The sequence below is a fragment of the Ruegeria sp. BC1 genome (genome assembly GCF_056539305.1).
Map to the genome: position 1 here is coordinate 95,743 of NZ_JBQFUT010000003.1, position 20,275 is coordinate 116,017.

At 56.5% G+C, this 20,275-nt stretch carries 20 protein-coding genes; 3 read left to right on the forward strand and 17 right to left on the reverse strand.

The features are described 5' to 3' along the window. Positions 1 to 112 precede the first annotated feature (112 nt). The 10 genes from ACR0IY_RS08630 to ACR0IY_RS08675 form a co-directional block, all read right to left on the reverse strand. Positions 113 to 1,102: a nuclear transport factor 2 family protein gene (locus tag ACR0IY_RS08630; RefSeq protein WP_480672253.1), complete on the reverse strand. Its 990-nt coding sequence runs from the start codon at positions 1,100 to 1,102 to the stop codon at positions 113 to 115. After that, positions 1,099 to 2,142, reverse strand: a complete 1,044-nt coding sequence (locus ACR0IY_RS08635; protein ID WP_480672255.1) for a LacI family DNA-binding transcriptional regulator — start codon at positions 2,140 to 2,142, stop codon at positions 1,099 to 1,101. Before ACR0IY_RS08635 ends, ACR0IY_RS08630 begins: the two co-directional genes overlap by 4 nt. After that, on the reverse strand, positions 2,142 to 2,906 hold the full coding sequence (locus ACR0IY_RS08640) for an SDR family NAD(P)-dependent oxidoreductase (protein WP_480672257.1): 765 nt from the start codon (positions 2,904 to 2,906) through the stop codon (positions 2,142 to 2,144). The genes ACR0IY_RS08635 and ACR0IY_RS08640 overlap by 1 nt, the downstream gene beginning before the upstream one ends. After that, positions 2,906 to 3,958: an ester cyclase gene (locus ACR0IY_RS08645; RefSeq protein ID WP_480672259.1), complete on the reverse strand. Its 1,053-nt coding sequence runs from the start codon at positions 3,956 to 3,958 to the stop codon at positions 2,906 to 2,908. The genes ACR0IY_RS08640 and ACR0IY_RS08645 overlap by 1 nt, the downstream gene beginning before the upstream one ends. Then, positions 3,955 to 5,286 (reverse strand): histidinol dehydrogenase, encoded by a 1,332-nt coding sequence (hisD, locus tag ACR0IY_RS08650; RefSeq protein ID WP_480672261.1) that lies wholly within the window; start codon positions 5,284 to 5,286, stop codon positions 3,955 to 3,957. Before hisD ends, ACR0IY_RS08645 begins: the two co-directional genes overlap by 4 nt. Before the next feature lie 11 nt (positions 5,287 to 5,297). Further along, positions 5,298 to 5,828, reverse strand: coding sequence for an ester cyclase (locus ACR0IY_RS08655; protein ID WP_480672263.1), 531 nt, complete (start codon positions 5,826 to 5,828; stop codon positions 5,298 to 5,300). 128 nt (positions 5,829 to 5,956) lie between these two features. Continuing rightward, positions 5,957 to 7,111, reverse strand: a complete 1,155-nt coding sequence (locus ACR0IY_RS08660) for a carbohydrate ABC transporter permease (RefSeq protein ID WP_480672265.1) — start codon at positions 7,109 to 7,111, stop codon at positions 5,957 to 5,959. 1 nt (position 7,112) lies between these two features. After that, entirely contained in the window at positions 7,113 to 8,135 is a 1,023-nt protein-coding gene (locus ACR0IY_RS08665; RefSeq protein ID WP_480672267.1) for a carbohydrate ABC transporter permease, read from the reverse strand. 65 nt (positions 8,136 to 8,200) lie between these two features. Beyond that, on the reverse strand, positions 8,201 to 9,412 hold the full coding sequence (locus ACR0IY_RS08670) for an ABC transporter substrate-binding protein (RefSeq protein ID WP_480672269.1): 1,212 nt from the start codon (positions 9,410 to 9,412) through the stop codon (positions 8,201 to 8,203). Positions 9,413 to 9,485: 73 nt separating this feature from the next. After that, complete coding sequence (locus ACR0IY_RS08675) at positions 9,486 to 10,532, reverse strand: ABC transporter ATP-binding protein (RefSeq protein WP_480672271.1); 1,047 nt, start codon at positions 10,530 to 10,532, stop codon at positions 9,486 to 9,488. 152 nt (positions 10,533 to 10,684) lie between these two features. Here ACR0IY_RS08675 and ACR0IY_RS08680 point away from each other — a divergent pair, with 152 nt between their 5' ends. Next, the gene (locus tag ACR0IY_RS08680) at positions 10,685 to 11,698 is read left to right on the forward strand and encodes an ester cyclase (RefSeq protein ID WP_480672273.1); all 1,014 of its coding nucleotides are present in this window, start codon (positions 10,685 to 10,687) and stop codon (positions 11,696 to 11,698) included. Further along, complete coding sequence (locus ACR0IY_RS08685) at positions 11,695 to 12,564, forward strand: amidohydrolase family protein (RefSeq protein ID WP_480672275.1); 870 nt, start codon at positions 11,695 to 11,697, stop codon at positions 12,562 to 12,564. Before ACR0IY_RS08680 ends, ACR0IY_RS08685 begins: the two co-directional genes overlap by 4 nt. Positions 12,565 to 12,832: 268 nt before the next feature. Here ACR0IY_RS08685 and ACR0IY_RS08690 read toward each other — a convergent pair whose 3' ends face one another. Then, positions 12,833 to 14,110, reverse strand: a complete 1,278-nt coding sequence (locus ACR0IY_RS08690) for a cytochrome-c peroxidase (protein WP_480672277.1) — start codon at positions 14,108 to 14,110, stop codon at positions 12,833 to 12,835. Between the two features lie 6 nt (positions 14,111 to 14,116). Here ACR0IY_RS08690 and ACR0IY_RS08695 point away from each other — a divergent pair, with 6 nt between their 5' ends. Further along, positions 14,117 to 14,587, forward strand: coding sequence for a tetratricopeptide repeat protein (locus ACR0IY_RS08695; protein WP_480672279.1), 471 nt, complete (start codon positions 14,117 to 14,119; stop codon positions 14,585 to 14,587). Between the two features lie 30 nt (positions 14,588 to 14,617). Here the strand turns inward: ACR0IY_RS08695 and ACR0IY_RS08700 are convergent, their stop codons facing one another. The 6 genes from ACR0IY_RS08700 to ACR0IY_RS08725 are packed head-to-tail and all read right to left on the reverse strand — an operon-like array spanning position 14,618 to position 20,195. Continuing rightward, positions 14,618 to 15,679, reverse strand: coding sequence for a TRAP transporter substrate-binding protein (locus ACR0IY_RS08700; RefSeq protein ID WP_480672281.1), 1,062 nt, complete (start codon positions 15,677 to 15,679; stop codon positions 14,618 to 14,620). Between the two features lie 25 nt (positions 15,680 to 15,704). After that, on the reverse strand, positions 15,705 to 16,994 hold the full coding sequence (locus tag ACR0IY_RS08705) for a TRAP transporter large permease (RefSeq protein ID WP_480672283.1): 1,290 nt from the start codon (positions 16,992 to 16,994) through the stop codon (positions 15,705 to 15,707). Then, entirely contained in the window at positions 16,995 to 17,582 is a 588-nt protein-coding gene (locus ACR0IY_RS08710) for a TRAP transporter small permease (protein WP_480672285.1), read from the reverse strand. It abuts the gene before it with no gap. A gap of 53 nt (positions 17,583 to 17,635) precedes the next feature. Next, positions 17,636 to 18,151 carry a flavin reductase family protein gene (locus ACR0IY_RS08715; protein WP_480672779.1) on the reverse strand — a complete coding sequence of 172 codons (516 nt, stop codon included), beginning with the start codon at positions 18,149 to 18,151 and terminating at the stop codon, positions 17,636 to 17,638. Continuing rightward, entirely contained in the window at positions 18,151 to 19,041 is an 891-nt protein-coding gene (locus ACR0IY_RS08720; protein WP_480672287.1) for an aldo/keto reductase, read from the reverse strand. Before ACR0IY_RS08720 ends, ACR0IY_RS08715 begins: the two co-directional genes overlap by 1 nt. Beyond that, complete coding sequence (locus ACR0IY_RS08725; RefSeq protein WP_480672289.1) at positions 19,041 to 20,195, reverse strand: LLM class flavin-dependent oxidoreductase; 1,155 nt, start codon at positions 20,193 to 20,195, stop codon at positions 19,041 to 19,043. The genes ACR0IY_RS08720 and ACR0IY_RS08725 overlap by 1 nt, the downstream gene beginning before the upstream one ends. Positions 20,196 to 20,275: the final 80 nt, after the last annotated feature.

The window sequence follows — 20,275 nt, forward strand, 5'->3', positions numbered from 1 at the left end:
GCAGGTTTAAACGCCGGGCACGCAGACTTTGGCGGTGCATATGGGAACGCCGAAGGGTCCCGGTCTCACTCAGGCCGTCCAAAAGGATGCGATATGCGACCGGGGGCACCACTCAGATTTCACCGCTTTGCAACAGGATCTGCTTCCAGACTGAGGTTTCATCGAACAGAGTATACTCACGGCGCAACTGCGGTAAGCCACCCTTCAGGGCACCGAACTCGGCATGGCTGATGCCGAGGACATACACCTGTGCGCCGGTCGGTGCGCCAAACACACCCCAGCCGTCATGTTTGCCCCACAAGCTCCAGCGGATCGCGGCGCGGGGTGGCATATCCGGATCGTCTCGCCCGATCTGGTGATCGATCTTGAATTCAGCATTCGGGAAACTCGCCCGCAGACCCATCCAGAAACGGTCGACTGCGTCCCAGCCATGTCCAGTTACGCCACCTACATATTCTGACTGAACGGCCCGGTCATACTCGGACGCAATCGCACCCATATCGGCATTCATGATCCGGGTGAGGATATCGGCATAGCGCTGCCCCCACTCATTGCCGTTGCCGCGGCTCTTGTACGGGCCCGGCTGATCAGTTTCGGGGGTTAGGGGTTTGACGCAGTTTTCCTTACCTCCCTCTCGGGCAATCAGACCGGCAGCGTATTCCTTTGGATCCCATCCCATTTGACGGACGATGGCACCCTGATCGCGAATGAGCCATTCATCGTTGATCTGATTGTTGATGGCGTGGCAATCAGCCAAAATCCGGTACCGTAATCTGGTTCCGGTTGGTTTGCCGTAAACGCCCTCGGCCATATGCGTGGCCGTTGAAAGGATACGGTGAGAACTCAGCATCCCGTCTTCCGGGGTGCCGGACCAGATCACATCTTCGCCCAGTAATTGCCGATCCGGAAATTCGGCCAGCGTCGCCATGGTTGCACCGATCACATTTTGATTTCCCAGCACCACCGAACCGGGCGAACGCACGACAATATCCTCGCTGTAGTAGTCGTGCAGGGTCGCAATACCCCGGTCTTCCCAAATTTCTTTGGTGATACCGATGATATAATCGGGGAAGTCCCTGAATTTAGAATCAAAGCCTTTCATGTATTCGTCCTTTGTGGGGTCCAACCTTTGGGCAATCGGGCCGAAGTCCGCACGATCAGGGGACCGTCAATTGCAACCTTGCGCGTTTCGGCCGTCGCCGGGTCTTCTATGTGTGTCAGCAGCGCATCAACCGTTTCGGAAACCATCAGGTTCGCCCGCTGTCGGATTGTCGTCAGATTATAAGCTGGCCAACCTGCCGGAGGGACATCGTCATACCCCACGACCGAGACATCCTCGGGTACGCGCAGGCCCAGTTCAAACCGGATGACATCCATCACCGCAAGCGCCATGTGGTCATTGGCGATGAACACCGCATCCGGCCGTTTCTCCGGGGAAACATCAAACATCCGGCGGGCCGCCATACGCGCATCTTCGGTGTTAAAGTCGCCAAACTCATGCGCAAAAAGCTCTTTCCCTGCATCGCTCAGTGCAGCCCGGAACCCGGCTTCGCGGTCCCGTTGCGTTGATGCCCCCTGCCAGCCCGCGACATAGGCAATTTTCCTGTGCCCGCCCGCAAGCAGAAACTCGGCCACTTTTCGGCCACCGGCATAGTTGTCGGAGGCAACGGTTGTAATCCCATCGATATCTTGGCTGCGGTTGAACAGGACAACCGGTACGCCCGCCTGCTGACAGCGCGTTGCGATATCCGAGGACATGGGAACCGAGGCTAGGATGACGCCATCAACCTGATAGTCGAGGATTTCGTCCATCACGTTGTCGATATTTCCTGCCGACCGAGACGCCATGAAAATCAGAACGTGATAACCGTGTTTCTGCAGGCCGTTGGACAGTTTCTCAAGCGCTTCGGGGTAGAAGTAGTTGTCCAGATATCCGACCACCAGCCCGATGATGCGGCTTTTGCCGGAGACCATTGCACGTGCCAACACATTGGGACGATAGCCCAACTTAGCAGCGGCCTTTCGCACTTTCTCTTCGGTTTTCTTGCTGACCGATGCCCCGGGCGTGAAAACGCGGCTCACCGCAGATTGGCTGACCCCTGCAAGCTGGGCGACTTGGAGTGATGTTACTTTCTCAGCCATCAGTCTGCTGTCCAACCGCCGTCAATCAACATCGACGTGCCCGTGACCAGCGCCGAGGCGTCCGAGGCAAGATAGCGGACCGCACCCATGATGTCCTCGACCTCTCCCACCCGGTCCAGTTTGATTTTTTCCAAGATCCACGCCGCGCGTTCGGGGTTGTCAAAGGTGGATTGGGTCAGTGGCGTTCGGATGAAAGTCGGACAGACCGTATTAATCCGGATGCCCTGTTTGCCCCATTCGATCGCCATTGATTTAACCATGCCCTCCAGCCCGTGTTTGGTCGCACAATAAAGCGCCCGGTCGACCCCGCCCACGTGCCCCATCTGGCTTGAGATGTGGATGATCGAACCGGGTTTGTTGGCCTCAATCAAGGCGCGGGCCGCATAGGCCGAGAGGAAATAGGCCGAGCGCAGATTGACGTTGGTGACAACATCGAAATCCTCTGGCGTTGTCTCAACAGCGGCGCTGTGCCGTGCGACTCCGGCCGAATTCACGACAACTTCAAAGCAACGCGTTTTGAACAGCTGTTCCAGCGCGCCCAGATCGCCCTGATCCAGCACAAGAGCCTCGGCTGACCAGCCTTGTCCCCGCAGAGCTGCGACGGTGTCGTTCAACCGATCCGCACCACGGGCCGCGCAGACAACATGCGCGCCTGCCTCGGCCAATGCCACTGCACACCCCTGCCCGATGCCGGAAGAGGCGCCAGTAACGAGGGCGGTTTTTCCCTTCAGGGAAAACGAAGGGGTGCGCGGCAGGTCTGTCATCAGTTCATTCCATTCGGTATTTCAATGCTGCCCAAATTGCGGGCCTTATTGAATTCCCGCAGTCGTGCAAAGACGTCAACGCCAAGCTGCTGGTAAGCGTCCAACAAATCGACCAGAACCCAGTTTTCACGGATGCGACCGTTTTCCAGCCGCCAGAAATCGAGACTGCGCATGGTGATCTTCTTACCCGAGGGCGCGATTCCAAGCCAACCGTCATGCGTGACAGTCTGGACCATGTTGGGCCAGCCAGTGACGGCCGCATATTCGCCGTCACCAAAGAAATGATAGGTAATCTCGTCCACGTATTGCCCCCGATCAGGCATCCCTTTGAGAAACGGGATCTGGTGCCAGTTGCGAAAGCCTGCATACCCGCGTCCGGTACCGATGCCCGAAGGGCCGTACCAGTTCATGCGCGGGTGCCAGAAGCGCTCCATCTCCATCACTTCGGGGCCGCCTTGTGATGGATGCTTCTTGAGATGTTCCAGCATGTCGATAATGTGCTGGCAAGTTTCCTTGCCCTTGGCCGCGTCATAGGGGCCGGGTACGAAACCATCCTGCGTAGCCGGTCCAGGTACATGCCATTCGCGCCCCAGGCTGGGGGCCATTGGCCAGGCACCCGCCTGCATCATCACCTCGGGGATATCCCAAAGCGCCTGCATTTCAACAACCTTGTCGTCCTCAAAGCGGAAGAACTCGTGAAAGCGCATTGTCACCTGATGGCCCGTCGGCGGAATATCCAGCCAAGGCCCGGTAAAGGTACCGGTGTAATAACCGCCGCAACCGACCCATTCTGCACCGTCTTCGTCCGGTCCTGCCATGACAATATAGTCGCGGCGTTCCAGATCGGGCCAGGCGGCCAAAAGATCTTTATAGGCGCAGTCGTAAAAGGCATCGCCACCGATGCTATCGCCAAAGGGATGACACAGGTGGAACACCGTGTCCGGAGTTGCCACTTCGGCCAGCGCCTTGCGGACACCGGCCTCGGAAAAGTCATACATCGCGGCCCTGAGCAGAGCGATCAGGGCCTTGTGCCGGGTCTGCGGGTCACTCATTCAGCAGCATCCCGATACGGTGCGGGTTTACCATAGGGTACGTTGATACCGCCATAGCGACGCACACGGACGTTGCATTGCTCGGCGTGGCCAACGAAGCCTTCCAGCATACACAGTCGTGAGCCGTATTCACCGATCAAAGTCGCCGCTTCATCGGTCAGAACTTTCTGATAGCTGTGTGTTTTCAGATACTTCCCTACCCAAAGACCACCTGTATAGCGCCCGGCTTTCTTGGTCGGCAGCGTGTGGTTGGTGCCGATTACCTTATCGCCATTCGACACATTGGTTCGCGGACCAAGAAACAGCGCACCATAACAGGTCATGTTCTCGAGGAACCAGTCGTCGCGATCTGTCATCACCTGAACATGCTCGGACGCGATATCATCGGCAACCTGCAGCATTTCGTCATAGGTGTCACAGACGATCACCTCGCCGTATTCGTCCCACGACACTTTCGCTGTGCCCGCAGTTGGCAGGATGCCCAATAGGCGCTCGATCTCGGAAAGAGTCTCTTCGGCCAGTTTGCGCGAGTTGGTCAGCAGCACGCAGGGGCTATTATAGCCATGCTCGGCCTGACCCAACAGGTCGGTCGCGCACAGCTCGGCATCGGCGGCGGTCTCATCAGCGATGACCATGGTCTCGGTCGGGCCTGCGAACAGGTCGATACCGACACGGCCAAACAGTTGCCGCTTGGCTTCGGCAACAAAGGCATTTCCGGGGCCAACCAGCATATGCACCGGGTCGATCGTCTCGGTCCCAAGCGCCATCGCGCCAATGGCCTGAATGCCGCCCATGACATAGATCTCATGCGCACCGCCCAGATGCATGGCCGCGATCACAGCTGCATTCGGTTTGCCGTTGAACGGAGGTGTACAGGCGATGATACGCGGAACACCGGCAACCGAAGCTGTGGCCACCGACATATGGGCCGAGGCCACCATCGGGAATTTACCGCCTGGCACATAGCACCCAACCGACTGCACCGGGATGTTCTTGTGCCCCAGTATGACACCCGGCAAGGTCTCGATCTCGATATCCAGCATGGAATCGCGCTGCGCCTGCGCAAAGTTGCGCACCTGTTCCTGTGCAAATTTGATATCTGCCAGTTCACGGTCGGTCAGTTGCCCCATCAGGTCGTCAATCTGCTCCTGAGACAGGCGGAACGAAGGCGGCGAGTAGTTGTCGAACTTCTCGCTCAGCTCGCGCACGGCGGCGTCGCCGCGCGTTTCGATGTCCTTCAGGGTTGCCTCGACCACAGCGCGGGTTTTGGCGTCATCTTCGGCCCGGTCAGCGTCAGATTTTCCGCGTTTCAGATACTCGATTGTCATGTTTCCAATCCTCAGTTTTCGGGCCGGGGTGGAATTTTTTCTCCCCGGTCAAATGCTTCCCAGCCGTGGCCGTTGAACAGATCGACGCCCAGCTGTGCCGCGACATGTGCGAAATCGACATTCACCCAGTTGTCGACGATCTTGCCGTCGACCACTTTCCAGAAATCCATGTAGCGGATTTCAACCCGCTTGCCGGTCGGGGCGATGCCCAGAAACTCACCGGAATGGGTGGCTTCCTGACGGCCAAACGCAGCCGCCCATTCGCCCATATACAAACGCGCCTCGTCAATGCAGGTCTTGTCCGAGAATGCAGCCTGAAACGGACGCTGCCAGTTGTCCTGAAACTCTTTCAGGCCAGTCTTGGTGCCGCAGCCCTGATTGCCCATCCAGCGAAAGCCCTGAGCAAAGAACTCCCCTATATCGTCGATGCGGTGGTCGTTCAGACCATCCACCATGGTTTCGATTACACGGCGTGTTTCTTCAGTTTTGCCGAGGTTCGTGTCGCGGGTTAGAACGGCTTGTTCGGGGCGAGAACCTTTCATGTCTCATGTCCTTTTAGATTGCTTGGGGAAGAGTTTGGGGGCAGGTCCCCCAAAGCTCAGAAAATCCCTTGGCATTCTGTTCAGCGCCGGGTGGCGCGACATGGCGTTATGGCGGGCGTGCTTGCTCATCAGCCTTTCACCGCCCCCGCTGTCAGACCGCTGACAATCTGGCGCTGGAAGATCATGACCAAGAAGAACAGCGGTGCAATGATCGACACAGCCGCGGCAACAGCGACAACCTGGTCTGTGGTGGTGGTCTCGCGATTGAACATGCCGACGATAGCCGGAACCATGGTCTGGTTCTGCGCATCCAGTAGCAACGAAGTCACCAAAAAGTCGTTATATGCCAGCAGGAAGCTGAACAGACCTGTGGTGATCACTCCCGGCCACATAACCGGCATGATGACGCGGCGGAAGGCCTGAAAGTGGTTGCAGCCATCGACACGCGCGGCCTCGTCAAGCTCGGCCGGAATATTCTGGAAGAACGAACGCAGCATCCAGATTGTGAAGGGCTGGTTGATCGCAACCAGAACCGCAATCACTGCGAACGGCTTGCCGTACAACGTCGGTGCGTTTTCTCCGAGAATTGGCGACAGCCATTCCGCGGAATTGATGAAAACAGGCAGGTAACCTGCGACCAGAACCGAGTGCGGCAGCGCTCGAAAAATCAATGCAACGATCAACAACCAGAACGCCAGCGTCGAGCCCGACCGCGCCAATCCATAGCCCGCCAGAGTGCCCACGGTCAGCGACACGGTCACAACCCCGGTGGTCACAATCAGAGAATTTTTGAAGTTATTCGTAAATCCTCGGTCAATCCAGACGGTTTCATAGTGTTCGGTTGTCAGCCCCAGAACATCCCGCCCCAACGGGCCGAATAGTGGGCTCAAAGTGTTGAGCGCAGCAGGCAAAACTACAACGAAGACCAGAATGAGCCCAATAAGCGCAACAAGAACACCGATAATCCAACCCAGCCATTCCTGTCCGGGTTTGCTATAGGATTTGATCATCGAGGGCAGCTTTTTCATGATCAGCAATACGGCTACCCAGATTGCCGCGATACCCACGATGATGTCTAGTATCGATAGCCCCTTACCCGTTGCCAGCGTCGCTGGACCCAAGATCACGTTCAGCGCGTTGCTGTCATAAGCATCCACGGGTGACTTGAAACTCATCACCGTGATCCAAACGATAGGGAATGCTGCGACAAGGCACCAGAAAGCGAGGAATATGTTCGAAGTCAGCCGCAGGCTGAACGGTTGGCGAAGGGCACGCGAGGACATATTAGTGGCCTCCTTTGTGATCGCGCCAAGTCCGGCGCAGCGGAAGGATAAGCAGGATAACGATACCGATCATGGTCAGCATCGCGCTGGCCGAGGCCCGACTGATCGACCGGTTTCCGGCCTGATCCGGCACAAGGAAGTCGAAGGTCAGCCACTGCAGCGAAATAACATAGCCCTGGCTCGAGAAACCAACGACCTCTTCGAACACTCGATACGAGTCCATCAGGTGGATCATCGAGATAAAGATAATCAGGGGCATCAGGTGCGGGATGACGATGTATTTCATGCGCTGCCAGCGGGTAGCCCCGTCAATGACTGCGCTCTCTAAGCTGTCCTGATTAACGGTCTGCAAACCAGCATAGAATACGATGGCGGCAAACGGCGCCACGTGCCAGACGCGGTAGAACATCATCAGGACTTCGATAGTCCAGGCTTGTGCAAACAAAGCGATATCGCGTTGCAGCCACCATTCAAGAAAAGCCGTCATGATACCGTCGCCCCGGAACAACCAGTTGATCGAAAGGGCACCGATAACGGGCGTGATGATGAAGGGCAGCAGCGATATGAAGATCACCGGCCCACGGATCGACTTCGCAGCATTGTTGATTAGCACCGCGATCCCCAAGCCACAGACGATTACCAAGGGCAACGTGATCAACGTAAAGGTCAGGGTAAACCGCAATGCCTTCCAGAAGTTGATTGTAGACAGAACGCTCCAATTGCCTTCCGTTACCGCGCGCCAGGCGCGTTCGGGCTCGAGTACGTTTCGATAGCTTTGCAGACCCACATACTCGGTCTGGGTGACAATCTCGCCGTGCTCATCCAACACGGGTTGAGAAACTTCTTCAACCACACAGGTCTGTTCCAGAAAACCCGGCGTGCAGGTTTCCTTTTCCACCGTCTCATAAACCGGCTGCGTGACGTAGAAGCTTTGCGAAAACACGCTGACTAACGGGAACGCAATAAAGAGAAGCATCATAAAGACAGAGGGGCCAACAAAGGCGGCAAATGTCCTGAAGTTCATGGCTCTGCCTTTCTCATGGTTCTCAGAGGGTTTGCGGGAGGGCCGAGGCCCTCCCACTGGGAGGATCAGTTGCTAATCAGACCGGCTTCGGTCGCGGCGGTGACATAGGCCGCCTCGATATCTGCCAGAGTGGTTTGCGCATCCTTGGCACCTGTCAGGTAATCGGCCAGACCATTGCCCAACTCGGTGTGCATAATGCCCATCGGTCCCGATGACGGATATGCGTTGGCACCATTCTGAGCGGACGCCGCAGCACCAGCGGCCAACTCACCTGGTGAATAAGCCGAGTTCAGCCAAACTGCGGTATCGTTATTGGCTGCAACCATTTCGCCGTCGATCCCTTCTAGAGCAACCTGAAAGGCGGCCTCGGCCTCTTCATCGCTGATGTTCGAAGCCAAAACGATGCCGTCCCACCAGATGGTCGTAGCAGGTGCCGCCGATCCCATCGGAGCAGAAGACATGGTGACTTTGCCAACGACTTGGCTTTCGGCCTCGTCATTCATCGCAGCCGCGCGACTGGCCCACAGGTTCGCCATGGCGATTTTGCCCTGCTGGAACTGCTGCTGAACATAGGTCGAGTCGGAGACCAGGTATTCCGGATCCATGAACTCGGTCATCGCTTTCATGGTCTCAAGCGCGGCAACACCTTTTTCGTTGTTGATCGCGGGCATGTTGCCGTCGGTGAAGAATGTGCCACCCTCACCCAGGTACATGTTCACGAATTCCTGACCCAGATTCCAGCCAGTTTTAAATGTGCCACCGATCGGATAATCCATGACGCCAGCTTCTTTGATCTTGGCCGCTGCGGCCAGAACGTCGGCATAGGTCTTGGGCTCTTCAATGCCCAGTTCGGCCAGAACGTCATCGCGATACATCATGTGTTGAGCGTTGACCATAAACGCCACAGCCATGGTTTTTCCGTCAACTTTGATAAGTTGGTTCGGCAGCAAATCCTGGCCGTATTCTGCGACCAGATCATCCAGCGGGCGAATGGTACCAGCGTTCAGCAGTGGAATAATGGTCGCATTTGACACACCACCAATTTGGTAGAGAGCCGGATTTGCTGCAAAGGCTTCAGGTTGCTTTTCGCGGAATTCATTGTCCAGCGAAGCGCTGAAATTACCGCATTCAGCCATTGCATCTGTGACAGCCTTCCAAGCTTCGAAACTGGCAGTCAGCGACTTTACATCAACCGTGTTGTCATATGCACAGTCAGCCCATGCAACACTGGAGGCAATAGACATGGCACCAGCCATTAGAATTGTCTTGAGTTTCATACGTTTCTCCCTGTCAGGATCGGTCCGTCGTCGACGTCCGGACCGGTGTTTTGCCCAATTGGGCTTTTTGGGGTTAGCCCCCGATCCGCGCACCGCTTTCAGCTTCAAAAAGGTGACAGATTTCTGTTGGCACCGAGAATGAGACCAGCTCACCAATTTCGGCGCGAAAGGCTTTGTCCGCTTTGACCGAGACCAGAGCACCACCAACCCGGACCGAGATCATGGTCGCGTCGCCCAGTAGTTCCAGCGTGTAGATCGGTGCGGTAATCTGGCCTTCTCCGTCGGCAATGCTGGCATCTTCCGCCCTAAAGCCCAGTGTCATTGGGCCATCCGGCGCATCGACCGGAATTTCGACATGCTCGGCCCGGAATACGCCGCCCGACATCTCACCATCCATCAGATTCATAGCGGGCGAGCCGATAAAGCTGGCCACAAAAGTATTCGCCGGGCGGTCATAGATATCGGTCGGGCTGCCAACCTGCTGCACCACACCCTGTTTCATAACTACGACACGATCGGCCAGCGTCATAGCCTCGATCTGATCATGGGTCACATAGATAGTTGTCACTGCCAGTTCGTGACTAAGGTTTTTGATCTGTGCGCGCGTCGAAACCCGAAGTTTTGCGTCCAGGTTTGACAATGGTTCATCCATCAGGAACACGTTCGGCTCGCGCACAATGGCACGGGCCAGTGCGACACGCTGTCGCTGACCGCCCGACAATTCGGCAGGCTTCCGGTGCAGGAAATCGTCCAGTTCAACCATCGCGCTGGCTCGGCGCACCTTGTCATCATGCGTCGAGGGATCGATACCGCGAACTTTCAGTGGGAAACGGATGTTTTCATAAACGTTCATGTTGGGGTACAGCGCGTAACTCTGGAACACCATCGCCACATCGCGGTCCTTGGGCTCTAGGTCGTTAACCACTTTGCCATCGACCAGAATTTCGCCCTCGGTCACGTCTTCCAAACCGGCGATCATCCGCATTGTGGTGGTCTTGCCGCAGCCCGATGGGCCAAGCAGTACCAGAAACTCACGATCTGCAATTGTCAGGTCGAAATTGTGAACCCCAATGAAAGAGCCCCATCGTTTGCCGACGTTCCGCAATTGAATTTCCGCCATGGTGCCCCCTGCAAGGAATCATTTTGCATACGTTTGCAAAACTGTAATTCGCATATATCAAATCAGGCAAGACTTTTTTGCATACGTTTGCAAAAATGCTATTGTCACCCGACTCGTTCTGGCCATGAGCCTTTCGTAAACCCCTGATTACAATGGTAAACACCGTGAACTTTCAGAAAGAAAAAAAACTAGTCTCCTCGTTTCATACGACCTTGGTGTCCGCAACCGAGCAAAAATCTCCCAACGTCCTGAGCCAATTCTGCGCTCCGGACCTGAAGTGGCGCGGATTTCATCCATTCGACGAAATAATCGGAGCTGAACAGGTTGCCCGGCAATTCTGGCAGCCTCTAAAGTTCAGCCTGACACAAATGCAGAACCGAGTGGATATCTTGTTTGCAGGGCAAAACTCACTGAGTGATCAGGCCGATGTCTGGGTTGTATCCATGGGACATTTGATGGGCCTGTTCGATCAACCGTGGTTGGGTATTCGCCCGACAGGTAAATTGGCATTCCTGCGATATTGTGCGTTCCACAAAGTTGTCGGTGACAGGATTGTCGAGACGGCGATGTACTTCGACATACCACATCTGATGGTGCAAGCCGGTCAGAATCCGTTTCCCCCTCAAACGGCCGCACATTTGGTGCAGCCCGGACCAATGCATCATGACGGTCTGTTGTTGAACAAACAGCCCGAAGAAGATGGTGAAAAGACATTGGCGGTCATCAATGCGATGATCAAGGATCTTGGCCAATGGGACAGCGGCGCGCCGGTGGAGGAAGAATTGGCCCGAACCTGGCACCAGGACATGATCTGGTGGGGACCCGAAGGGATCGGCGCGACTTACACAATAGAACGCTATGCCAAGCAACACTCTGGACTGTTCCGAGCGGCTTTCAGAGACCGATCAAAGACCAAACATATCTGTCGCCTGGCGGAAGGGCATTATGGTGGCTTCTTTGGCTGGCCCAACTTCACAGCTACTCCTTCGGGAGGATTCATGGGTATGCCTGCCACTGAAAAACCCGGTGAGTTTAGGGTGATCGACGTCTACCGCCGCGCGGGCGACAAGCTGGCCGAGAACTGGATCTTCATTGATCTACTCCACTTCTGGAATGGGCAAGGCGTTGATATTCTTGCACGCACCACGGGGATCGAAACGCCATGAAGATAGATGCACATCACCACCTGTGGGACCTCACTGCGGTGACCTATCCCTGGCTTATGGAAAAAGGCATCGTCCGGTTTTTCGGCGACCCGGCCTCAATCCAGCGGAACTATATGCTGTCGGAATTTCGCGCAGATGCCGAAGCCGTGGGCTTCGGCGCTTCTGTACATATTCAGGTCGGAGCTGCTGACCCCTGGGCCGAAGCTCAATGGGTGCAATCTGTGGCGGATCATTACCCTGACTGGCCGTTGGTGCAGGTGGCCTACTGCGATCTCACCGCTGATGATCTGGACGAACAGCTCGACCGTCTTCAAACCCTGCCTTCATTGCGCGGGGTTCGCCAGATCATTGGCCGCGCTCCGGGTGAAGACGCGTCAACTGGCACAAACGCACTGCTTGAAGACCCGGCATTCTTGGCTGGGCTGAAGCAACTGGGTGCCCGTGGCCTTTCCTTTGACCTGCAACTCATACCTGAACTAATGGCCCAAGCCGCAGAAATTCTTACGCAAGCTCCGGAAACCCGGATTGTCTTGTGCCACGCAGGATCGCCTCACGACCGGACTGCACAGGGATTGCGAAGATGGGCGAATGAATTGACCGCGTTGTCGAGCCTACCACAGGTTTATTGCAAACTTTCCGGCCTTGGGATGTTCGACCATAACTGGAGCGCTGAAAGTGTCGCGCCGATCGTTTCCGGATGCTTGTCCCAGTTTGGCGCAGATCGCTGCATGTTCGGATCTAATTTCCCGGTTGATAGCCTCACCTCAACGTACAAGGACGTTGTCTCTCGGCATCAGGAACTCATCCCCAGCTCAATTCAGAATAACGTGTTCCATGGTACTTCAAAACGCTTCTATCGCATTTGATGGCGTCGACACGCACAGGATCTGTCGCAAACTTTTAACCCCTCTGTCTGAAGTGAAGTTCTCATCTTAATGCTGTCATGAATCTCAACAGGGGCACTTCGTGACACCATCTTTAAAGGGTGCACAATTTCCGAAGGTCGTAATCTTGTATGTAGATTTCTACTTTTTGCGTTACTCGATGTCGTACCGCGATCTTTTCACGAGAGAGAGCCAAGAAGGACGGCGGGACACGATACCCCTGACAATACTTCTTCGATCGGAGTGGTGGCTAAGGAATAAATCCTTTCGGCACACCGAATTTCGGTGAACCTACGCTGACACCCGTCAACGAATGCAGAAAAGCAATAAGGTTTTGAATTTCCAGCTCTGTGAGTTGGACCGGATCAATGTCATTTTTTTTGCGTTGACGCTCCATTTCATAGTGATCCTCCCAAACTAAAAAGTCAGTTTTTTGCAACCATGGCACCTCGGGTAATGCAGCCATTTGCGGGCTCCATTTGTCTAGGCTGGCCTGCGGATCTAAATGATGGCGAATGACGCTTTCAAGATCGGGGAAGGCGCCATTGTGACCGTAAGGCGCGGTCAGGGCAACGTTCCGTATCATAGGGGTGCGGAACCTATAAGCATCCTCCAGACGGTTGCTTTCACCCATGCGACCCACATCCCGGACAAAGGGATCCCACTGCCGGGTACGACCCGGCCCGAAGGGTGGTAAACCCAATGCATGGAACTTCTGATCTGACATGAGCGGCCCGGTGTGGCAGGTGGAGCAGCGGGCTTTGCCGTAGAAAAGCTTCATCCCATCCAGTTGCGCCGGTGAAAGGGCATTCGTGTCGCCCGCAAGGTAATGGTCAAACGGGCTGTCGGTGCTACGCCACTCAATCGCCATGAAAGCGGCCAGAGCATTGGCGATTTGCGTGATTGTGATGTCTTCGGCTGTCTCGACCTCATCAAAAGCGGCGACGATGGCTGGGCCATAGCGCGGATCGGTGCGGATGCGTTTGGCCAGAATTGGCCAGCCCTTGTCGATACGATCATGCACCGCGCCTGTGACCTCATTCTCGGCCACATTGCCCGCCATCTCGAATTGTGAGGTCAGGGGAAAAAGAGCCTGTGCCGCCAGCAGGGAATTCAGGCCCTCGGGCAGCCACTCCTGCGCCGGGGAATTGAAGCCATTGCCATAAACGTTCGAAATGCTCAGCCTGCCGTCGTGAAAGACGGTGTGAATGTCTTTCGCCCCGAGGTTCCATAGGCCTGGAGAGTTGCGAGGGATGCGCTTGCGTATTTTTTCGGACCCAATGCCGGGTGTGCGGTCCGGCCCCAATCCCTGTCCGCCCTCTCCTATCCCCAGTGACAACCCGTCCGAGGTGCCAAAATCCGGGTGGTGACAATGGGCGCAGGTGATGTTGCGGTTGCCTGACAGGATCGGGTCGTAAAACAGTTGGTGACCGATTGCCGCCTGTTCCATATCAAAGGGGATGAAATCATCATCCGTCAATGGACGCGGCAAGTCCTGCGCCGCTGCGGTGCCGACGAAAAGGAACACAAACCCATGCGCCAGCTTGTATTTGCTCTTTACCTTCTTGCGAGCCCCGCGCTGGCCGAACTGGAACAGGCCCGCGATCTGATGGAGGCCGGAGAATTTGAGGCCGCGCGCCAGGAACTGATGCCTGCTGCCCGGTCGGGCAATGCTGAGGCCGAAGAACTGATCGGTGTGATGTACGGGTTGGGGCTCGGCGTCGAACAGGACTATGAGCGGGCATTTGAATGGTATCTGCGTGCCTCGATGAAAGGGCATCCAGGGGCGCAGTCGGGTGTTGGCTGGTACTATGAACTCGGCCTTGGCATGCCTGCGCCCGATCTGGTGCGAGCTTACATGTGGTACACGCTCAGCGCCATTGGCGGTGATCCCGATGCGGCGATCAGCCTTGAGGAAGTGGTCAAGAAAATGTCGCCGGAGCAAATCGAAAGGGCGCATGTTCTGGTCAACGACTACAAAGGGTGGATGTACCCGTTTCGGTGAGGGTCGGGCTGTAAGACCCGACCCACTGTCTTAATTCAGGTCCGCATCGCGGGAGGCGTTGACGTCCGCCTCGGCCGCTGCAACCGCTTCAGTCAAAGCAACGAAAATCTCATCGCCACGGGCGACATTGGACTGGAACCAATCATAAACTGGCGTTGCGGCCTCTTTGAACGCGGCTTTCTGGTCGGGCGTCAGAACGTAGAGGTCACCACCACCGGCAACGAAGTCCTCATACGCCTGAATCGACTTGCGCTTGGGCGAAGCAAAGGTTGCCTGTTGCAGCGCATAAAAGCCGTCGACCACGACGCGGCGCATATCCTCGGGCATCTCCTGAAACTTGGCGTTGTTCATCCACCACAGCGCGCCCATGTAGGCGTGGCCGTCCAGCGTGACATATTGCAGACCCGCATCGGGGAATTTCATGCCCATGATGTCGGTGATGCCGTTTTTCGAGCCTTCAACGACGCCGGTCTGGAAACTGGTGAAAAGCTCCGGCCATGGGATCGGGGTCGGCGATGCACCCAGTGCCTTGACCAGTTCCTGCGGTAGGTCGGCGACCACGGTACGAATTTTCAGACCTTCCATATCGGCAGGCTCAGCAATGCGGCGCTGTGTGTTGGCGAAGTTGCGCCAGCCGCCTGTGTTGCCGATGGTCATCAGGCGGATTGCGCCGCCGGAATCCTCCAAGGCCATGTCGCGCATGGTGCGGGTGAAATCACCGGACAGAACGTGCTCGGCAATGCGGTCATCGGCCATCAGGTAGGGCAGGTCCAGAACCTGCACGTAAGGGAAGATACCCGAGGCCCCGCCGGAGGTGGATATATAAATGTCGATGGTGCCGTCGGCCACGCCTTGCAGGCATTCTGCACCGTTCGAACACAGTTGCGTTCCGATAAACAGCTCCACCTCGATAGAGCCATTCGACGCGGCCTCGACATAGTTTTTGAAAACGATAAGGCCGTCGTAATCTTCGTCGTTTTCGTTCGAGTTCGCAGTGGCGCGCAATGTGTAATCGGCGGCGGTAGCCGCAATGGCAGATGCGGCCACTAGCGACGTGGCCACCGCTGCGGATTTTATGAAGTCTCTGAGCATGCGTTTCCTCCCTGTGATACTCAGTTCAATTTGCAAATCCCGTTATCCTCGGGATCGTCATGGATAGTGCGGGGATGTATGTGATCAAAAAGATCACGATGATTTCAACGGCCAGGAACGGCAGGATCGCCTTGGCGATGGTTTCGACCCGTTCGCGTGACACGGCGGCGGCCACGAACAGCACCAGCCCCATGGGCGGGGTGGCGAGGCCGACAGTCAGGTTGACACTCATGATGATGGCGAAATGGATCGGGTCAACGCCGAGGCTGGTGAAGATCGGTCCAAGGATGGGCCCAAGGATGATGATCGCGGGGCCTGCATCCAGAAACATACCGACGATGAACAGCAGCAGGTTGATCAGGAACAGCAGGATCAGCGGGTTTTCCGATAGGCTAAGGATTAGCGAAGCCAGTTGTTCAGGCGCGTGACTAAGGCTGACCACCGTCTTGAACGCCATCGCCGCGCCGACCAGCAGCAGCACGACGGCTGAGGTCATTCCAGCGTTGCTAAGGACCTCGGGGACCTCTTTCCACGTCAGCGTGCGCAGGACGAGGAAGCCAATGATGAAGGCATAGCCAACAGCGACGGCGGCGGCCTCGGTCGGGGTAAAGATGCCACCCAAAATACCGCCCAGTATGATGACGGGCGTCATCAGCGGGAAGAAGGCCTTCAGGCTGGCCTGGCGCCGTTCGGGCCACGTGTATTTGCGGCTGGCAACGGGGAAGTCATAGCGGTCGGCCATCAGTTTGATCATTAGCATCAGGCCAACGCCCACCATCACGCCGGGGACGATACCTGCAAGGAACAGCGCGGCGACGCTTTCGCCCATGACATAGGCATAGATGATCATAATGCCCGAGGGCGGGATGATTGGTCCGATTACCGAACTCGCTGCTGTGATCGCGGCGGCGAATTTGCGGGTGTAGCCCTGTTTCTCCATCGCCGGGATCAGCATCGATCCCAAAGCGGATGTATCGGCCACGGCAGATCCCGAGAGGCCCGCGAACAGGATCGAACTCAGCACGTTCACATGGGCCAGACCGCCGCGCAGGTGGCCCATCAGGGCCTGGGAAAACTCGACAAGGCGGATTGTGATACCGCCGCGATTCATCAGCTCTCCGGCCAGCATGAAGAAAGGGATCGCCATCAGCGGGAAGCTGTCCATGCCGTTATAGACATTGCGATAGAGCAGCGTGATGTCGTTGGTCTGGCCGTTCAGCCACAGCAGGATACCCGGCGCGGCCAGAAGGGCGAAAAAGACCGGCAAGCCGATCAGCAGGAAAATCAGGAAGGTGGGCAGGAACCAGATCAGCATTTATTCGGCCCCCACTGCCGCGTCAGGAATTTCAGGAAGCAGGTGACCTCCGCCCAGCAGAGTGATGAAGGATCGCAGGATCAGCTCGGTATTCACCGAGATCAGAAGGACGATCCCCACCAGAAGCGAGGCCATCATCCAGCTGCGCGGAATGCGATACCATTCGTCAAACCCGAATGAGGTAGGCAGGTACAGCGCAGCGGTGGCGAATTTGCCGCCAAAGCCGGTGACTTCGGACCAGCCGATAGTGACGGCAACCAACAGGACCGCAAGCGAAATCAGAAGCAAGAACAGGTTGAGCGTCTGGCCGACAAAGCGTGGTAAAAGGCGTTCCAGCATGTCGATGGCCACAAAGCCACCGCGCCGAAAGGCGGTGGGGGCCATCAGACCGGTCATCCACAACATACAAAATCGCGCGGCCTCATCCGGCCAGGGCAGTGCGTTGCCGAGAACGTATCGGAAGAACACCTGAATCAGGATTGCGATCACCATGATTGCAATCGCAACAACACCAACCGCGCGGCCCAGACGCAGCGCGGTTTCGTTCACGAATGCAATCGGCGCAAGCACCGATGCCAGTCCGCCCATGCGGATCCTCCCTTGTTCAGCCGCGGGTATGTCCCACGGTCGTCAGATCGCGCTTAGTGCTGCGCGAATTGGCCGAGTTTCCCGGCGTAAAAGGTCAGCGCGTCTCCATCCGCCATGCTAACCTTAAGAACTTTTCCTACGACGATAACGTGATCACCCGCATCGTGATATGCATGCTGTTCACACTCAAACCGTGCCAGACAATCCGACAGCAACGGCGTTCCGTTCCCGCAGCGTTTATGCGCGATGTCGCGTAGGGCGAAAGCGTCCTTAGAACAGCCAAAGCACAACTCGGCCTGCTCGGACGACAGCACATGCACGCTAAAATGGCGGGCCTTCTGAAAATAGGGGAAACGGCGCGAGTTGCGGTCGCCCGCCCACATGATCAGCGGCGGATCCAGTGACAAGGACGAAAAGCTGTTAGCGGTAATGCAAACCGGGCCATCCGCGCTGTCGCAGGTGACGATGGTGACGCCGGTAGCAAAGCGGCCAAAGGCGTCGCGCAGGGTACGTGTATCGTCCTTATGCGGAACGAAAGTGTGGGTCATGTCCTTTGAGATAGCGTTCATCATGGTACCTCATGCCCCAGCGCCGCCTCATAGAGGCGGTACCAGCTTTCGCGATCCAGTTTGACTTTCAATGCGTCCGAGATGGTTTTGATGCGGTCCAGATTGTTGGTGCCCATCACCGGAAGGATGTTTGCGGGATGCGCCAACAGGAAGGCCACGGCGATGGCGGCGCGGTCCACTCCGAATTCGGCTGCGATCTCGTCTGCAACAACGCCGACCGGAGGGTTTCCGGCCATCAACAGGCCTCCACCCAACGGAGACCACGCCATGATCGGTTGCCCATGCTGCTGGTGAAAGGCCAGATCACCGTTGGTGAAGGGGCTGATCTCGCCCAGAGAAATCTCGATCTGGTTGGTGACCAGTTGCGTTTTCATCGCCGATTGCAGCAACGACCAATCCCATGGGCGGAAGTTGGACACGCCGACCGCGCCGACCTTGCCACTGGCGACAACCTCATCAAGTGCGGCCCCAGTTTCATGGTGGTCCATCATGGGATCGGGACGGTGGATCAGCAGCAGATCGATATAGTCAATCGCCATCTCGGACAGCGATGTGTCGACCGATTTCAGAATGTGCGCGCGCGAAGTGTCGTAGTATTTTACTTTCACATCCGCGTAGCGGCCAACCGGCGCGACGATGTCACATTTGGTGACAATCTCCATCTTCTGACGCAGGCTTGGATTGGCACGCAGGGCCGTGCCCAGCACAGCCTCGGCCTCGTAGCCGCCATAGATGTCAGCCTGATCGAAGGTGGTGATGCCCTGATCCAAGCAGGCTTGAATCTTGGCCTCGACATGGCCCACAGACGTGTCGCTGTCATCGCCCAACCGCCACATGCCATAAACAAGGCGGCTCATTTCCAGCGAGTCAGAAAGTTTCACACGTTGCATCAGCGGCGTTCTCCGTTGCCCAGCGGGGTGGCCGGGGTCGTCTTTGGAACCCTTCCGTAAGCTTCGGGAAGGGAGCAGGTTTTCAGGTTTGGTAGGACGCGTGCGCCGAAATGCTTGGCCTCGTCCATGTGCGGGTAGCCCGAGAAGATGAAGGCACGAATACCCATTTTTTGGTATTCTTCGATTTTCGACATTACCTGATCGGTCGACCCGACCAGCGCGGCTCCGCAGCCTGATCGCGCACGTCCAACGCCGGTCCACAGGCCGGGTTCAACATAGCCATACTCATCGGCCAAATCGCGGTTTTTGGCCTGATGTGCCACGCCGAGCGAAGTCGAATCCAGCGCCCGTTCACGAATGGCGCGACCGTATTCGTCGTCCAGCTTCGAGACGATGTAATCCGCGTATTCCTGCGCCTCAACTTCAGTATCGCGAACGATCATATGGACACGCAGGCCGTAATCCAGCGTGCGGTCATAGTTTTCGGCGACGGAGTGAACAGCCTTCATCCGCTCGGCCAGTTTGTCCTTGGTTTCAGGCCACATTAGATAGACATCGCAATGCTCGCCACACAGGTCCAAAGCGGATGGAGAATAGCCGCCGAAATAGAGTAGCGGCCCTCCGGTCTGGTATGGCTTGGCCGGATCAGTAGTTAGGCCGGAGAAGTTATAGACTTCACCCGCATGGTTGATCTCATCCTGCGTCCAGGCCTGTTTCAGAACCTCGACCACTTCTCGTGAGCGTTGGTACCGAAACGCGCTGTCGGCCTCCTCACCGGGGAAGTCAGACGAGATGATATTAACCGTCAACCGCCCCTGCAGCATGTGATCCAGCGTCGCGATAGTGCGGGCCAGCATGATGGGCTGCATCTCACCGCAGCGCACGGCAGCCAGCATGTTGATCTTTTCAGTGATCGGCGCGCAGCCTGCAACAAAGCTCAGCGTGTCCTGACCGACCTGATAGGATGACGGGCAGAGGATGTTGCGGAATCCCTGCGCTTCGGCCTCTTTCACAATGCCGGAACAATGCTCCCAACTCGACCGCAGATCGCCATCGGGAACGCCAAGGAACTGGTAATCATCGGAACACAAAGCGGCAAACCACGAAACTTCGGCCGCATCCAGATCGGGGGATGTGATGGGGACGATGCTCATTTGATTCACGCTCCGTACATCTTTGACTTTCCTCTTGCGTAGCAATCACTTTGATGTAGATCAATAGTGTATCAATTTTT

Excerpts from the sequence above, each read along its gene's own strand:
- hisD (WP_480672261.1), bottom strand. The coding sequence starts at position 5,286 with ATGACAATCGAGTATCTGAAACGCGGAAAATCTGACGCTGACCGGGCC.
- ACR0IY_RS08685 (WP_480672275.1), top strand. The coding sequence starts at position 11,695 with ATGAAGATAGATGCACATCACCACCTGTGGGACCTCACTGCGGTGACC.
- ACR0IY_RS08695 (WP_480672279.1), top strand. The coding sequence starts at position 14,117 with ATGCGCCAGCTTGTATTTGCTCTTTACCTTCTTGCGAGCCCCGCGCTG.
- ACR0IY_RS08680 (WP_480672273.1), top strand. The coding sequence starts at position 10,685 with ATGGTAAACACCGTGAACTTTCAGAAAGAAAAAAAACTAGTCTCCTCG.
- ACR0IY_RS08700 (WP_480672281.1), bottom strand. The coding sequence starts at position 15,679 with ATGCTCAGAGACTTCATAAAATCCGCAGCGGTGGCCACGTCGCTAGTG.
- ACR0IY_RS08660 (WP_480672265.1), bottom strand. The coding sequence starts at position 7,111 with ATGTCCTCGCGTGCCCTTCGCCAACCGTTCAGCCTGCGGCTGACTTCG.
- ACR0IY_RS08665 (WP_480672267.1), bottom strand. The coding sequence starts at position 8,135 with ATGAACTTCAGGACATTTGCCGCCTTTGTTGGCCCCTCTGTCTTTATG.
- ACR0IY_RS08670 (WP_480672269.1), bottom strand. The coding sequence starts at position 9,412 with ATGAAACTCAAGACAATTCTAATGGCTGGTGCCATGTCTATTGCCTCC.
- ACR0IY_RS08635 (WP_480672255.1), bottom strand. The coding sequence starts at position 2,142 with ATGGCTGAGAAAGTAACATCACTCCAAGTCGCCCAGCTTGCAGGGGTC.
- ACR0IY_RS08710 (WP_480672285.1), bottom strand. The coding sequence starts at position 17,582 with ATGGGCGGACTGGCATCGGTGCTTGCGCCGATTGCATTCGTGAACGAA.
- ACR0IY_RS08655 (WP_480672263.1), bottom strand. The coding sequence starts at position 5,828 with ATGAAAGGTTCTCGCCCCGAACAAGCCGTTCTAACCCGCGACACGAAC.
- ACR0IY_RS08675 (WP_480672271.1), bottom strand. The coding sequence starts at position 10,532 with ATGGCGGAAATTCAATTGCGGAACGTCGGCAAACGATGGGGCTCTTTC.
- ACR0IY_RS08630 (WP_480672253.1), bottom strand. The coding sequence starts at position 1,102 with ATGAAAGGCTTTGATTCTAAATTCAGGGACTTCCCCGATTATATCATC.
- ACR0IY_RS08720 (WP_480672287.1), bottom strand. The coding sequence starts at position 19,041 with ATGCAACGTGTGAAACTTTCTGACTCGCTGGAAATGAGCCGCCTTGTT.
- ACR0IY_RS08715 (WP_480672779.1), bottom strand. The coding sequence starts at position 18,151 with ATGAACGCTATCTCAAAGGACATGACCCACACTTTCGTTCCGCATAAG.
- ACR0IY_RS08640 (WP_480672257.1), bottom strand. The coding sequence starts at position 2,906 with ATGACAGACCTGCCGCGCACCCCTTCGTTTTCCCTGAAGGGAAAAACC.
- ACR0IY_RS08725 (WP_480672289.1), bottom strand. The coding sequence starts at position 20,195 with ATGAGCATCGTCCCCATCACATCCCCCGATCTGGATGCGGCCGAAGTT.
- ACR0IY_RS08645 (WP_480672259.1), bottom strand. The coding sequence starts at position 3,958 with ATGAGTGACCCGCAGACCCGGCACAAGGCCCTGATCGCTCTGCTCAGG.
- ACR0IY_RS08705 (WP_480672283.1), bottom strand. The coding sequence starts at position 16,994 with ATGCTGATCTGGTTCCTGCCCACCTTCCTGATTTTCCTGCTGATCGGC.